General features: G+C 67.1%; 13 protein-coding genes and 1 pseudogene. 10 read left to right on the forward strand and 4 right to left on the reverse strand.

All coding sequences use genetic code 11. The features are described from left to right. Positions 1-39 precede the first annotated feature (39 nt). The 7 genes and pseudogenes from secD to HPC46_RS13775 form a co-directional block, all read left to right on the forward strand. Positions 40-1257, forward strand: a pseudogene (gene secD, locus HPC46_RS13745) (protein translocase subunit SecD); the annotation flags it as partial. Between the two features lie 4 nt (positions 1258-1261). Next, positions 1262-2515, forward strand: coding sequence for a protein translocase subunit SecF (secF, locus tag HPC46_RS13750; RefSeq protein WP_179470667.1), 1254 nt, complete (start codon positions 1262-1264; stop codon positions 2513-2515). 6 nt (positions 2516-2521) lie between these two features. Then, positions 2522-4171, forward strand: a complete 1650-nt coding sequence (locus HPC46_RS13755; RefSeq protein WP_179470669.1) for an ABC transporter substrate-binding protein — start codon at positions 2522-2524, stop codon at positions 4169-4171. Beyond that, entirely contained in the window at positions 4153-4695 is a 543-nt protein-coding gene (locus HPC46_RS13760) for an adenine phosphoribosyltransferase (RefSeq protein ID WP_179470671.1), read from the forward strand. The genes HPC46_RS13755 and HPC46_RS13760 overlap by 19 nt, the downstream gene beginning before the upstream one ends. A gap of 149 nt (positions 4696-4844) precedes the next feature. After that, a complete protein-coding gene (locus tag HPC46_RS13765) occupies positions 4845-6509 on the forward strand; it encodes a cadherin-like domain-containing protein (protein ID WP_179470673.1) in 1665 nt (554 codons plus the stop codon). 123 nt (positions 6510-6632) lie between these two features. Further along, positions 6633-8933: a RelA/SpoT family protein gene (locus HPC46_RS13770; RefSeq protein ID WP_325096666.1), complete on the forward strand. Its 2301-nt coding sequence runs from the start codon at positions 6633-6635 to the stop codon at positions 8931-8933. Between the two features lie 139 nt (positions 8934-9072). Continuing rightward, entirely contained in the window at positions 9073-9315 is a 243-nt protein-coding gene (locus tag HPC46_RS13775; protein ID WP_179470677.1) for a hypothetical protein, read from the forward strand. Between the two features lie 8 nt (positions 9316-9323). Here the strand turns inward: HPC46_RS13775 and HPC46_RS13780 are convergent, their stop codons facing one another. Then, entirely contained in the window at positions 9324-10328 is a 1005-nt protein-coding gene (locus HPC46_RS13780; protein WP_179470679.1) for a peptidylprolyl isomerase, read from the reverse strand. A gap of 136 nt (positions 10329-10464) precedes the next feature. Beyond that, a complete protein-coding gene (locus tag HPC46_RS13785; protein ID WP_179470681.1) occupies positions 10465-11361 on the reverse strand; it encodes a peptidylprolyl isomerase in 897 nt (298 codons plus the stop codon). 333 nt (positions 11362-11694) lie between these two features. On the opposite strand from HPC46_RS13785, the gene HPC46_RS13790 reads away from it, so the two are divergent. Then, positions 11695-12366, forward strand: coding sequence for an MBL fold metallo-hydrolase (locus tag HPC46_RS13790; protein WP_179470682.1), 672 nt, complete (start codon positions 11695-11697; stop codon positions 12364-12366). Continuing rightward, positions 12363-13622, forward strand: coding sequence for a histidine--tRNA ligase (gene hisS / locus HPC46_RS13795; protein WP_179470684.1), 1260 nt, complete (start codon positions 12363-12365; stop codon positions 13620-13622). The genes HPC46_RS13790 and hisS overlap by 4 nt, the downstream gene beginning before the upstream one ends. A 36-nt stretch (positions 13623-13658) precedes the next feature. Here the strand turns inward: hisS and HPC46_RS13800 are convergent, their stop codons facing one another. Continuing rightward, on the reverse strand, positions 13659-13961 hold the full coding sequence (locus tag HPC46_RS13800) for a DUF732 domain-containing protein (RefSeq protein ID WP_179470685.1): 303 nt from the start codon (positions 13959-13961) through the stop codon (positions 13659-13661). Between the two features lie 241 nt (positions 13962-14202). On the opposite strand from HPC46_RS13800, the gene HPC46_RS13805 reads away from it, so the two are divergent. Then, a complete protein-coding gene (locus HPC46_RS13805) occupies positions 14203-14655 on the forward strand; it encodes a hypothetical protein (RefSeq protein ID WP_179470687.1) in 453 nt (150 codons plus the stop codon). On the opposite strand, the gene HPC46_RS13810 is transcribed toward HPC46_RS13805, so the two are convergent. Then, a complete protein-coding gene (locus HPC46_RS13810; RefSeq protein WP_179470688.1) occupies positions 14652-15071 on the reverse strand; it encodes a VOC family protein in 420 nt (139 codons plus the stop codon). The two genes, HPC46_RS13805 and HPC46_RS13810, sit on opposite strands and share 4 nt — an antisense overlap. Between the last annotated feature and the right edge of the window lie 6 nt (positions 15072-15077).

Raw genomic sequence — 15077 nt, forward strand, 5'->3', positions numbered from 1 at the left:
GGCAGCGTCAGCTGCGTATAACAGACAGGTGCCGGCCGCCCGGCGCCCGCTCCGGCCCCCGGACAGCCGGCACCGCCGACCGCGGCCCCGGCACCCGGCGCGCCCGCACCCCCACCCGGGCCGCCGGACCCCCGTAAGGACCTCGCCGCGCGCATCAAGTTCGAGAAGGAACTGCGCCAGAGCACCAACCAGAATCTGCTGTTGATCGCCGTGCAGTACATGGCGGGCAAGTGCGACCAGCCCGACATCCTGGCCGGCAACGACGACCCGGACAAGCCGCTGGTCGCCTGCTCGCAGGACCACAAATACATCTACGTGCTGGACAAGTCGATCATCAGCGGTGACCAGATCAAGGACGCGACGTCCGGGCTGGACAACCAGAGCGGTGCCTACGTCGTCGACCTGTCCTTCAAGGACCAGGCCGCGACCACCTGGGCCGACTTCACCGCCGCCAACATCGGTACCCAGACGGCGTTCACGCTCGACTCACAAGTGGTCAGCGCTCCGCAGATCCGGGAAGCCATCCCCGGTGGGCGCACCCAGATCAGCGGTGGCAACCCGCCGTTCACCGCCGACAGTGCCAAGCAGCTGGCCAACGTGCTGAAGTACGGTTCGCTACCGCTGTCGTTCGAATCCTCGGAAGCTGAAACAGTCTCGGCGACACTGGGGTTGTCATCGCTGCGGGCGGGCCTGATCGCGGGTGCCATCGGGTTGGCGCTGGTGTTGTTGTATTCGTTGCTCTACTACCGTGTGCTGGGATTGCTGACGGCACTGTCGCTGGTGGCCTCGGGTGCCATGGTGTTCGGCATCCTGGTGCTACTGGGCAGATACATCAACTACACGCTCGACCTGGCCGGCATCGCCGGTCTGATCATCGGTATCGGTACCACCGCCGACTCGTTCGTGGTGTTCTTCGAACGCATCAAAGACGAGATCCGAGAAGGGCGTTCGTTCCGCTCGGCGGTGCCGCGCGGTTGGGCTCGTGCCCGCAAGACGATTTTGTCCGGCAACGCGGTGACGTTCCTTGCCGCCGCGGTGCTGTACGCCATGGCGGTCGGGCAGGTGAAGGGCTTCGCGTTCACCTTGGGTCTGACCACGATCCTGGACGTCGTCGTGGTGTTCCTGGTGACCTGGCCGCTGGTGTACCTCGCGTCCAAGTCGCCGACGATGGCCAAACCGGCGTTCAACGGGCTCGGTGCGATCCAGCAGATCGCCCGGGAACGCCGAGCGGCCGAAACAGCGACGGGACGGAGGTAAGGGCATGGCCAAGGACATCGCGGACGACACCGAGTCCACTGCCGTCGAGGCGCCCGATCTGGAATCCACTGCCGCTCCCAAGCACGGTTTCTTCATCCGTCTGTACACCGGCACCGGCGCTTTTGAGGTCATCGGCCGACGCAAGATGTGGTACGCGATCAGCGGCCTGATCGTCGCAATCTGCATCGCCAGCATCGCCATCAAGGGCTTCACCCTGGGTATCGACTTCCAGGGCGGCACCAAGGTCTCGATGCCGGTTGACGGAAAGAACGGCGTCGTCACCACCCAGCAGGTGGAGGACGTCTACAGCAAGACATTGGGCAAAGCGCCGGAATCGGTCGTGCTCGTCGGCAACGGAGCGTCGGCGACCGTACAGATCCGCTCGGAAGCCCTGAACAACACCGAGACCGACGAACTGCGCACCGCACTGTTCGAGGCCTTCGGTCCCAAGGGGTCGGACGGCCAAGCCAGCAAGGACGTCATCAGCGACTCGGCAGTCTCCGAGACCTGGGGTGGCCAGATCACCAAGAAGGCGCTCTACGCGCTCGCGGTGTTCCTGGGGCTGGCCGCCATCTACATCACCATCCGCTACGAGCGGTACATGGCGATCTCGGCACTGGCGACGCTGGTCTTCGACCTCGTCGTCACCGCAGGCGTGTACTCGCTCGTCGGCTTCGAGGTGACTCCCGCAACGGTCATCGGTCTGCTCACGATCCTGGGCTTCTCGCTCTACGACACGGTCATCGTGTTCGACAAGGTCGAGGAGAACACCCACAGTTTCGAGCACACCACCCGACGAACATTCGCCGAACAGGCCAACCTCGCGGTCAACCAGACCTTCATGCGGTCGATCAACACCAGCCTCATCTCGGTGCTGCCGATCATCGCGCTGATGGTCGTCGCGGTCTGGCTGCTCGGCGTCGGCACCCTGATGGACCTGGCGTTGGTGCAGCTGGTCGGCGTCATCGTCGGAACGTTCTCGTCGATCTTCTTCGCCACCCCGCTGCTGGTGTCGCTGCGGGAACGCACCGACCTGGTGCGCACCCACACCCGCCGGGTGCTGAAGCGACGTAACCCGTCGGCCTCGAAAACAGAAGCCGGCGAGGTCGTCGCCGACGGCTCCGTCAGCCTGGCCAAGGCCGCTGCCGCGGTCCCGGTGGAGGCGGCCATCGGTGGCACCCCGGCGGTCGGCAACAAGCCCGCGCCGGGAGCCCGCCCGAGCCGACCGACGGGCAAACGCGGCACCCGAGGGCGATAGCGCGCCATGGCAGTCGGGCGGCGCGCCGCCGCTGTGGCAGCGGCTGTCGTGGGAGTGATCGCGTCGAGCGTCTCGTGTTCGGGCAGCCCGGCGGACCAGATCAACTATGCCGTCGACGGCATGTTGACCAGCTACAACACCAACACGGTGACGGGTGCGGCCTCGGCGGGCCCGCAGGCGTTCGCGCGGGTGCTGGCCGGGTTCACCTTCCACGGGCCTGACGGGCAGGTGCTGGCCGACCACGACTTCGGGTCGGTATCGGTGGTCGGCCGCGACCCGCTGGTGCTGGACTACCAGATCTCGGACAAGGCCACCTATTCCGACGGCAAGCCGGTGACGTGCGACGACATGGTGCTCGCGTGGGCGGCGCAGTCCGGGCGGTTTCCGGCGTTCGACGCCGCCAGCCGGGCCGGCTACCTCGACATCGACGGCATCGACTGCCAGCCGGGTCAGAAGAAGGCCCGGGTGAGCTACCTGCCGGGCCGTGCCGTCGTCGACTATCTCCAGCTGTTCACTGCGACGTCGATGATGCCGTCGCACGTCATCGGCGACGTGCTGGGCCTGGACGTCACCCGCTCCATCCAGAGCGGCGATCCCGCCGCTGTCGACCGCATCGCCGCGGCCTGGAACACCATCTGGGACCTCAAGCCCGGTATGAATGCTGAAGCCCTCAAACGCTTTCCCTCCTCGGGTCCCTACAAGATCGACTCGGTGCTACCGGAAGGGGCGGTGGTGCTGACCGCCAACGACCGCTGGTGGGGCGCCAAGCCGATCACGAAGCGGATCACGGTGTGGCCGCGCGGAGTCGACGTGCAGGACCGCATCAACAACGGCACCTTCCAGGTGGTCGATGTGGCGACCGGATCGTCGGGCACGCTGACCACCCCCGACGGCTATGATCGCCACGAATTCCCTTCGGGCGGAATCGAACAGCTCATCTTCGCTCCCGCGGGTCCGCTGTCCGCGACGCTGGCCCGGCGCGCGGTGGCACTGTGCACCCCGCGTGATCTGATCGCGCTGAACGCGGAGACGCCGATCTCCAATGTGCGGCTCAATCCGGCCAGTGACGATGCGTTCGGCGCCATCGAGGGTGTCGCGATCGTCGGCCAGTTCGGCCCGGCCAACCCCGACGCCGCCCGCGATGCCCTCGGTGGCCAGCCGCTGACCGTGCGGATCGGCTACCAGGCACCCAACCCGCGGCTGGCGGCCACGGTTGGTGCGATTACGAAATCCTGTGCGGCAGCGGGCATTACGGTCGTCGACACGACATCGAACACCACGGGTCCGCAGACGTTGCGCGAGGGCGCGATCGACGTCCTGTTGGCCAGCACCGGCGGTGCCGCGGGCAGCGGCTCGACCGGGTCGTCGGCACTCGATGCCTACACGCTGTTCTCCGCCAACGGCAACAACCTGCCCCGCTACGTCAACCCGCAGATCGACGGCGTCATCTCCGCGCTGGCGGTCACCGCCGACGCGAAGGAACAGGCCCGCCTGTTGAGCGACAGCTCACCGATCCTGTGGGGCGACATGCCGACGTTGCCGCTGTACCGTCAGCAACGCACGGTACTGGCTTCGAAGAAGATGTATGCCGTGGAGGGCAATCCGACCAAGTGGGGCGCGGGCTGGAACATGGACCGATGGGTGTACGAGAAGTGAGTGAGTCCGTCGTCGACGTCCTCAAGGCCTTGACCCGCGAGGTACCCGATTTCCCGGAACCGGGAATCCAGTTCAAGGACCTCACCCCGGTGCTGGCCGACCGTCACGGGCTGGCCGTCGTCACCGGCGCACTTGCCGAGATCGCGGCCGGCGCGGACCTGGTGGCCGGTATCGACGCCCGCGGCTTCCTGCTGGGCGGCGCGGTCGCGCATCGACTCGGCATCGGCGTGCTGGCCGTTCGCAAGGGCGGGAAGCTGCCGCCGCCCGTACACAGCCAGAGCTACTCCCTCGAATACGGCACGGCGACGCTGGAGATTCCCGCCGACGGGATCGACCTCGCCGGGCGGCGCGTCGTGATCATCGACGACGTCCTTGCCACCGGCGGGACGCTGGCCGCGGCCGGCGCGTTGCTGGCGGCCAGCGGGGCAGAGGTGCCGGTGGCGGCGGTGGTGCTCGAATTGTCGGGACTGGGTGGCCGGGACAAGGTGTCCCCGCTGCAGGTCGCGAGCCTCCAGACCATCTGATTCCGGTGAACACCCCGGGGCCGAGATGGCGGCCCGGCGAACTGCTCGTGGCCGACTGACATTTGTGTTGTGTCGCGCTGGATACCTCCGCAATGCTTGCTGCGACAACGTATTTGGGGCCTGTCGGGGGCTCGTCAGAGGAGGCGTCCGTGCAATCGACGATTCTTGTTCCGCGTCTGGCCGCGGCGGCGTTCGCCATCGGGGTCGGCGTCGCGATCGGCAGCTGCGCGACAGCGGCAGCCGATACCGGGGCAGCGGATTCGTCGTCGGCGTCCAGCAACGCGTCGGCAGGCAGGTCGACGGCGAGCGCCGCTCGCACGGCCGCGAGGCCGGCCCGCGCCGCGACGCCGACGGCCGAGGCGCCCGCCAAGACCGGGACCGCCCGCGCGGCACGCGTCGTGGCCGCGCCCCGGGTCGCGACCGCATCGGTCGCCGCCGGCAAGAAGCTGCGCGAGCCTTCTCAGCTCCAGGTTGGCGTGGATATTCTGGCGGCCAACATCGCGGGGCTGCTCGGTTACACCCCGCAGCCCGCCAACGTCGGAGGAGTCCACCCGGTCCTGCCGCTGCGCACTATCGTGCTGGACGCGCTCGCCGCGCTGCGGCGGGCAACGGATTCCAACCCCGCCAACGGTCTTCCGGTCCTCAAGCCGCGCGAGGTGTACCAGTTCGTCACCGGCGAGGTCCTTGGCGACTTGTTGCCGTCGGACCCCGATGGCAACCAGCTGACCTACCACGTTGCTCAGGGGCCGGCCAACGGCACACTGACGGTCAACCCCAACGGCACCTACTACTACAAGCCGACCAACGACTTTGCCGAGGCGGGCGGCATCGACACCTTCATCGTGATCGCCGACGACGGACAGCAGGGTCAGACGGTCGTCCCGGTCAACGTCAAAGTCCATCCCACCCTTGGGATCTCGGAGAACTTCTGGTTCCGCAACTACACGCTGGCGCCGATCAAGTTCACCGGCTACAACGGCGGAACCGAGGACCTCGACGGCGGCCCGGCGGTCGGCACCGTGATCAACCCCGGCGGGGAGGCCGGCTGGAGCGTCACCTGGTACATGTTCAGCGTCGGCTCGGTCACCCCGCAATTCGGCACAGTGGGATTCGGCGCAACCCCGTCCAACCCCGGCTACATTCCGGCGGGCTATGTCGGCACCACCTTCCAGATCACGTACAAGACCAAGCCGCGCGAAACGCAGTGCTCGGCCGGGGGCGGGGGCGAGTGCAGCGTTCCCAACGACAAGATGGCCATCGCGCTGGACAAGGACAGCCCGACCATCACCCTCGGTGCCGAGGACGCGGCCAAGATCACGGCGGTCCTTCCCAACGTCTGCTACGACGGCTCGATCGCGAACTGCGGCTTCAACGCCAAGAGCGAGACAAAGGGATTCAGCCCGGTGCGGACGGTCGGCACCCCGGTGTCGAACACCACGTCGACGCCGACGACCTACAGCATCGCCATCGCGGATCAGGTTTCGCAGTCCGACACCGTCGGCCTGTCGGTCAAGCTGTCCGGCGGCGGCTTGGCCAAGCTGGCGTCGATCATCAACATCGAGATCACCGCCAACTACTCCCACACCTGGGTCTCCACCCACACCTTCACCCAGACGATGAACGTTCCGGTCGGCGCCGGGAAGACCGCGTGGATCGAAGGCTCGGTGCCGGTGTGGAACGTGACCGGTGACTTCACCGTCAAGCTCGGCAAGTCGACCTACCAGCTCAACGGTGCGAGGTTCTCCACGCCCAACCCGAACGAGCCCGGCAGCTACGTCATCAGGGACAAGCCGATCGCGTCGACCGCCGACTAGCGCGGGCCTGCCACCAGGCCGCTCGAGGAGCGATATCCTCGAAGTCGGTCCGACTGGCGAGGAGGTGACGGCGTGGCCGACGACAACGGTGCTGTGACCGCTGCACCGCTCCCGGTCGGCGAGATCCCGCCCGCCGAGCAGCGCGCCGAGACCCCGAAGACCACCAGCAGCGCCTCGCGCCGCGTGCGCGCCCGGCTGGCGCGACGGATGACCTCGCAGCGCAGTACCGTCAACCCGGTCCTCGAGCCGCTGGTGGCGGTGCACCGCGAGATCTACCCCAAGGCGGACCTGGCGCTGCTGCAGCGCGCGTACGAGGTCGCCGAGGCCAAGCACGCCGATCAACTGCGCCGCTCCGGCGACCCCTACATCACCCATCCGCTGGCCGTCGCCAACATCCTCGCCGAGCTCGGCATGGACACCACCGCGCTGGTGGCCGCCCTGCTGCACGACACTGTCGAGGACACCGGCTACGCCATGGAGGCGCTGACCGCCGACTTCGGCGAAGAGGTGGCCCACCTGGTCGACGGTGTGACCAAGCTGGACAAGGTGGCACTCGGCACCGCGGCCGAGGGCGAGACCATCCGCAAGATGATCATCGCGATGGCCCGCGACCCTCGGGTGCTCGTGATCAAGGTCGCCGACCGGCTGCACAACATGCGCACCATGCGCTTCCTGCCGCCGGAGAAGCAGGCTCGCAAGGCCCGCGAGACACTGGAAGTCATTGCCCCCCTTGCTCATCGGCTGGGCATGGCCACCGTCAAGTGGGAGCTGGAGGATCTGTCCTTCGCGATCCTGCATCCCAAGCGCTACGAGGAGATCGTGCGACTGGTCGCCGACCGGGCGCCGTCGCGAGACACCTACCTGGCCAAGGTTCGTGCTGAGATCACCTCGGCGCTGTCCGGCATGAAGATCAGCGCCACCGTGGAGGGCAGGCCCAAGCACTACTGGTCGATCTATCAGAAGATGATCGTCAAGGGCCGCGACTTCGACGACATCCACGATCTGGTGGGTGTGCGCATTCTTTGCGACGAGATCCGCGACTGCTATGCCGCTGTGGGCGTTGTGCATTCGCTGTGGCAACCGATGCCTGGCCGGTTCAAGGACTACATCGCTCAGCCCCGGTTCGGGGTGTACCAGTCGCTGCACACCACGGTCGTCGGGCCGGAGGGCAAGCCGCTGGAGGTGCAGATCCGCACCCGCGATATGCACGACACCGCCGAGTTCGGTATCGCGGCGCACTGGCGGTACAAGGAATCCAAGGGCCGCAACGGTTTACCGGCCGGGTATACCGCCGCCGAGATCGACGACATGGCATGGATGCGCCAGCTGCTCGACTGGCAGCGGGAAGCCGCGGACCCCGGCGAGTTCCTCGAGTCGTTGCGTTACGACCTTGCCGTACAAGAGATCTTCGTGTTCACCCCGAAGGGTGATGTGATCACCCTGCCGACCGGCTCGACGCCGGTGGATTTCGCCTACGCGGTGCACACCGAGGTCGGTCACCGCTGCATCGGCGCGCGGGTCAACGGCCGACTGGTGGCGCTGGAGCGCAAGCTCGAAAACGGGGAAGTGGTGGAGGTCTTCACCTCCAAGGCGCCCAACGCCGGCCCGTCGCGCGACTGGCAGGGCTTCGTGGTCTCGCCGCGCGCCAAGGCCAAGATCCGGCAGTGGTTTGCCAAGGAGCGCCGCGAGGAGGCGCTGGAGGCCGGGAAGGACTCGATCGCCCGCGAGGTGCGCCGCGGGGGGCTTCCGTTGCAGAAACTGGTCAACGCCGAGGCGATGGGCGCGCTGGCGCAGGAGCTGCGCTATGCCGACGTCTCGTCGCTGTACACGGCGGTCGGGGAGGGGCACGTCTCACCGCGGCACGTGGTGCAGCGGCTGCTGGCTCAGCTCGGCGGTGCCGAGAGTGCCGAAGATGAACTGGCAGAGCGCTCTACGCCGGCCACGATGCCGGTGCGCCAGCGCAGCACCGACGACACCGGGGTGGCCGTGCCCGGTGCGCCCGGGGTGCTGACCAAACTGGCCAAGTGCTGCACGCCGGTGCCCGGCGACAACATCATGGGCTTCGTCACCCGCGGCGGTGGGGTCAGCGTGCACCGCACCGACTGCACCAACGCCGCGTCACTGCAGCAGCAGGCCGAACGGATCATCGAGGTGACCTGGGCGCCCTCGCCGACGTCGGTGTTCCTGGTGGCGATCCAGGTCGAGGCTCTTGACCGGCACCGGCTGCTCTCCGACGTCACGCGGGTTCTGGCCGACGAGCGGGTCAACATCCTGTCGGCCTCGGTGACCACCTCCAACGACCGAGTCGCGATCAGCCGCTTCACTTTCGAGATGGGCGATCCGAAACATCTCGGCCATGTCCTCAACGCTGTCCGCAACGTCGAGGGTGTCTACGACGTCTACCGGGTGACCAGCGCGGCCTGACACGGCGGCCCGGGTACAAGCGACTCTTGGGCCAACGCCGCTGCGCTGCAGATTATTTCATCGAGAAACTGCGGAATAACGAGTCCGCGCAACGCTCTTGTTCTTAGCGGCCAAGACCCCTCTTGGAAAGAGATTCGCTATGAACAGATTTCACGTGTTATCAGCCACTATCGGGACCGGCGCCCTGGTCTCGCTGGGTGCATTCGCTGCCGTTGCGGCGAATCCGCAGATCGACTCCGGCGTCTTCATCAGTTCGGAAATGTCGACCGGCGTCACGGTCACCCAATCGCCTGGGGCCACCAGGACCGGCCTGCCCGTGGCGGAACCGGCCATCAAGGGGCCGGCACCGCTTCCGACCGAAGAGCAGGGCCTGCCCGGCTGAGGGCGGGCTCAGTTCAGCCGGATCGACTTGATGATCACCGGTTTGGCCGGCTTGCCGTCATCGGCGCCATCGGCGATTCCGATCGCCGCGATGTCGTCGATGACGGCATAACCGGTCTTGTCGATCGTGCCGAATGCGGTGTACGTCGGCGGCAGCATCGAATCGCGATACACGATGAAGAACTGGCTGCCATTGGTGTCGGGCCCCGAATTGGCCATCGCCAAGGTGCCACGCGGATATCGCACGGCTTGTTTGAGGGCAGGGTCGAACGGGCGGTACTGGTTGGTCGGATACTCGTTGACGAACCGATAGCCCGGCCCACCGGAGCCCCTGCCGGTCGGGTCACCGCATTGCAGGACGTACAGCGACGGTGCGTCGGTGAGCCGATGGCACGGCGTGTTGTCGAAGTAGTTCTGCTGCACCAGGCTGTCGAAGCTCTTCACGGTGCACGGCGCCTTGGCGTTGTCGAGGTGCAGGACGAACGGTCCGGAATTGGTGACCACGGTCGCGTCTATGGTCGCCGGCGTCGTCGGCGCCTTGCCGGTGGCCGGCGGCTTGACCGGCTTGTCGGCCGGGGTGGCGGTAGCCGGGTATTGGCAGTTGGCACCCAGGGTGGCCGGCGGGTTGAACGGGGGCAGTTGGTCATTGCCGGGCGCGGCGGTGGTGGTCTGCCGCGGGATGCCCGCTCCGCCGGTGCGCTCCAACTCGCGGGCCATCCACGCGAAGAACGCGATGCTGGCGACCACGACCACGATGCTCAGCACCGTCACCAGGTAGCTGATCACCAGACCGGCGATCGCCAGCCCACGGCCTTCCTCGCCGGACTTCTTGATCTGTGACAGCGAGATGTGGCCGAACACGATGCCCAGGGGCGCGAACAGGAACGCACAGATCAGCGACGCGATCGCCATCCCATTGGTCGGCGGGGGCGCCGGATAGGGGTACGGCCCGGTCCCGTACGGCGCACCGTAATTCGGCGGGGGCGGCGGCGGGTAGTACGGCGGTTGGCTCATGCCTTCCCCTCGCAGGCTCGGGGACGGCATGTCCGTTGTTGATTCGCTCCGCAAGCGTCGCTCATGCTGTCCCCTCGCAGGCTCGGGGACGGCATGTCCGTTGTTGATTCGCTCCGCAAGCGTCGCTCATGGCCGCCTAGTCCAGCAGGACCGACTTGAGCGTCACCGGGGTCGCCGGCTTGCCGTCCTGCCCGCCGCCGGCAACACCGGCGGCGGCGATCTTGTCCAGGGTGGCCAGGCCGGTCGCGTCGATCGTGCCGAATGCGGTGTAGTTCGGCGGCAATTGCGAATCCTTGTACACCAGGAAGAACTGGCTGCCGTTGGTGCCAGGCCCGGCGTTGGCCATCGCCAGCGTCCCCCGCGGATAGGTCACCGGCTGATCCAGCGCGGGATCACCCGCGGGGTACTGGTCGGTGGGGTACTCGTTGGCGAACTGATAGCCCGGTCCGCCGGTGCCGCTGCCGGTCGGGTCTCCGCACTGCAACACCGACAACGACGGTGATGTGGTCAGCCGGTGGCAGGGCGTGTTGTCGAAGTAGCCCTTCTGCGCCAGGCTGGCGAAGCTGTTGACCGTGCACGGGGCCTTGGCGTTATCCAGGATCAGCCCGAGGTTGCCTCGGTCGGTGGTGCTCATGCTGACGCTGATCGTCGCCGGGGTGGTCGGCACCTTGCCGCTGCGCGGCGGATCGACCTTCTTGCTGGCCGGCTCGGGTGAGGCCGGGTACTGGCAGTTGGCGCCCAGGTTCGCACTGGGCTTGAACGCCGGCAGGCCGCCGGTGGGCGGCGGGGCGTCAGTGGGTCCACCCGGCTGGGCCGGCGCGCTGCTCGGCGCCGACGTCGAGGCCGTCGCGGTGTCCTTCTTGTCCTTGTTGGTCAGGACGAAGGTGGCGACCAGGGCCGCGGCCACGACGATTGCCACGACACCGCCGATCACGACGAACAGCTGGCGACGCTTCTCCTGTTGGGCGCGACGCTCCAGCTGCCGCTCGAGTTTGCGTTTGGCCGTCGCGCGTCGCTGTTCGTTGGTGGGCACCGTTTGGGTCCTCCGTTGGTGTCGGTTGAGACTGCCGCCCCACTCTACGTGCGGCTGCTGGGGCACCAGCGCGACGGATTACCAGCAGGGGCGAAGGGGCAGCCCCCGCGGCGGCGCCGCGGGGGGTCGTGCCCGGCAACCACCGAAGCCGCGGTGTTCTTGTGGGCGCTCCGCAGGGCTTTGACCGGGGTGGAACCCGCGCGCGATGAAGAGTTCGAGCGCGGTGTCCACGATCGCGTTTCGGTCTACCTCGGTCATGCTCTCGTCCGAAGCCGTCACGTACCGCGGAGGTTGCGGGATCGGCCCGAATGCAGGGATGGGAAACTGGACGACATGCTGCTCACCGGGTTCCCGGCCGGCATGTTGGCATGCAACTGCTACGTGTTGGCCCCTCGCGCCGGGGCCGACGCCGTCGTCGTCGACCCGGGTCAGCGGGCGATGGGCAATCTGCGCCGCATCCTCGACGAGAACCGGCTGACCCCGGCCGCCGTCCTGCTCACCCACGGACACATCGACCACATGTGGTCGGCGCAGAAGGTCGGCGACACGTTCGGCTGCCCGGTGTTCATCCACCCCGAGGACCGCTACATGCTCGCCGATCCGATCCGCGGGTTCGGGCCCCGGCTGGGCCAGATCGCGTTCGGGGCGCTGTTCCGCGAACCCAAGCAGGTCGTCGAGCTCGACCGTGACGGCGACAAGCTTGAACTCGGCGGCATCACGGTGACCGTCGACCACACGCCGGGCCACACGCGGGGGTCGGTGGTGTTCCGGGTGGCCCGGGCCGGTCTGCAAGATCCGCTGGCCTTCACCGGCGACACGTTGTTCAAGCAGTCGGTGGGCCGCACCGACCTGCCCGGCGGCAGCGGTAACGCCCTGCTCAGCTCGATCGTCGACAAGCTACTGGTGCTCGATGACGACACCCTGGTACTACCGGGGCACGGTGAATCCACCACGATTGGTCTTGAACGCCGAACCAACCCATTCCTCGAAGGTCTGACTCAGTGAGTGAATTCCAGGCACCCAAGGGTGTCCCTGACTATCTGCCGCCCGACTCGGCAGAGTTCGTCGCGGTCCGCGACGGTCTGCTGCGGACGGCCCGGCTGGCCGGCTACGGCGACGTCGAGCTGCCGATCTTCGAGGACACCGGGCTGTTCGCCCGCGGCGTCGGGGAGTCCACCGATGTGGTGTCCAAGGAGATGTACACCTTCGCCGACCGCGGTGAGCGGTCGGTGACGCTGCGACCCGAGGGCACCGCCGGCGTGATGCGTGCGGTCATCGAGCACGGTCTGGACCGCGGCGCGTTGCCGGTCAAGCTCTGCTACGCGGGCCCGTTCTTCCGTTATGAGCGCCCGCAGGCCGGGCGGTACCGGCAGCTGCAGCAGGTCGGGGTCGAGGCGATCGGCGTCGACGACCCCGCGCTGGACGCCGAGGTGATCGCGATCGCCGACGCGGGGTTCCGCTCGCTGGGGCTGGACGGCTTCCGGCTCGAGATCACCTCGCTGGGCGATGACACCTGCCGTCCGCAGTACCGGGAGCTGCTGCAGAGCTTCCTGTCGCGGCTGGACCTGGATGCAGAAACCCAGACACGCGTTCAGTTGAACCCGCTGCGCGTGCTCGACGACAAGCGCCCGCATGTGCGGGAGCTGACCGCCGATGCGCCGGTGATGCTCGATCACCTCTCCGATGTCGCCAAGCAGCACTTCGAGACCGTGCTCGCGCATCTCGACGCGTTGCGGGTGCCGTATGTCATCAACCCGCGGATGGTGCGCGGGCTGGACTATTACACGAAAACCACGTTCGAATTCGTGCACGACGGTCTCGGTGCGCAATCCGGGATCGGCGGTGGCGGCCGCTACGACGGGTTGATGCGTCAGCTCGGGGGCCAGGATCTGTCGGGTATCGGCTTCGGGCTGGGTGTCGACCGCACCATGCTGGCGCTGCGGGCCGAGGGCAAGACGGCCGGTGATCCGACCCGCTGCGATGTCTTCGGGGTGCCGCTGGGCGAGCAGGCCAAAATGCTGCTCGCGACGCTGGCGGCGGGCCTGCGGGCGGCCGGCGTCCGGGTCGATCTGGCCTATGGCGACCGGGGTATGAAGGGCGCGATGAAGGCGGCTGATCGCTCGGGCGCGCGCATCGCCCTGGTCGCAGGCGACCGGGACATCGATGCCGGGACCGTGGGCGTCAAGGATCTGACCACCGGCACCCAGGTCGACGTTCCGGTCGACGCGGTTATCACGGAAGTGATAACGCGGCTGGCCTAGATCAGGCCAGCCGCGTATCGGTGGTTCAGTTGGCGATCAGCCAGCCGGGCACAGATCGGTCTTCGCGAAATTGATCGCGGCGTCCGCCTGGGCGTGGCTGATCTGACCGGAGTTCTTGTAATACGTCTGCGACAGCTCGTTCGGGTCTGCGCCCTGCGCCAGGGCTTGGCAGATGGTGTGGCCGTCGGCGATCAAAGCTGCCTGGTCACCGGCGATTCCCGCGCTGGTCAGATCGTTGATGTAATCGGCCTCGGCGTTGGTGATCGCCCAGGCAGCGGGCGCGCCCGCGAGCGCGATGGCCCCGGCGGCAGCAGCCGCCGTCAACAAACCTTTGATCATTGTTTTGTCCCTTGTGTGCATTGGAGTTACTGCTGCGGCAGAAGTTACTACGCTTTCAGCAGACGCGCAGGAAAGCCGAAATATTTGCGGCACGCCGATCACGCGCCGATAAACCGGCTTCTTCGGGACATGAATTCAAATTGTGGGTAACGCACCACCATTTAACCAATTCTCAACGGATTCTTGGCGCACCCTTGGGGTTTTCGGGAACCGTGTCGCGCCCACGGCCCGTTTTACAGTCATGAACACCGCGACCGGCATCCAGCTCATCGAGAGCTACCTGCGTACCCGGCAGATGCGGTACTTCCGCGGTCACCACGACGACGAGTACTTCTTCCTGGTCAGCGCCTATCACGGGCGCCTGCACGTGCACCTGCAACCGTGCGGGCCCGACAACGCGACGGTGCGGATCAGCGTCACCGCCGAGCGCTACTACCCGGCCGAGCAGCGCGCGCGGGTTGCCCACCTCGTCGAGCAGTGGAACAACGCCGATCCGCAGGTCACCGCCGCGGTCTTCGAATCCTCCGATCCACGTCTGGTCGGGGTGACGGCCGAGCGCCGTTATCGATCCGGCCGCGCCGAATTCGGCCCCTTCGTCGATCAGGCCGTCCAGTCGGCGATCGATCTGTTCGGGCGGCTACGGGTGTTGGCGGCATCGCCGTCGGATGACACGCACCTCCTCGACGCGGGCTAGGGACTGCCGACGGTCCTCGCTCGGCGTTGGAAGTCGTCGAAGGCTTCCTGACCGCGCAGCGGGTTGGCGGCATCGACCACACAGAAGTCGATTCCCGCCGGGTCGCGCATGATCACCCACCGGCCGGGATGTGCGGCGAAGGAATCGTCGACCATCGTCGCGCCCAGGGCGAGGAGCCGGGCGATCTCGGCGTCGAGATCGTCGGTGTGGATGTCGAAATGCACTCCCGCGCGGGAGGATCCGACGTCTTGGACAACAATCCGGTTGTCCGGCGACGCGTCGTGGAGATAGGTGTATTCGTCGACGCCGGTGGGCACGATGGTGGCGCCGAGTGCCTGCGCCCAGAAGGTGACGGTGTCGTCTCTGGTTGCCGACGGCACGTCGATGATGAAGGTCTTCAACAGATTACGATGCATGCGGTC

The organism is Mycolicibacterium vinylchloridicum, assembly GCF_013404075.1.
GTDB lineage: Bacteria > Actinomycetota > Actinomycetes > Mycobacteriales > Mycobacteriaceae > Mycobacterium > Mycobacterium vinylchloridicum.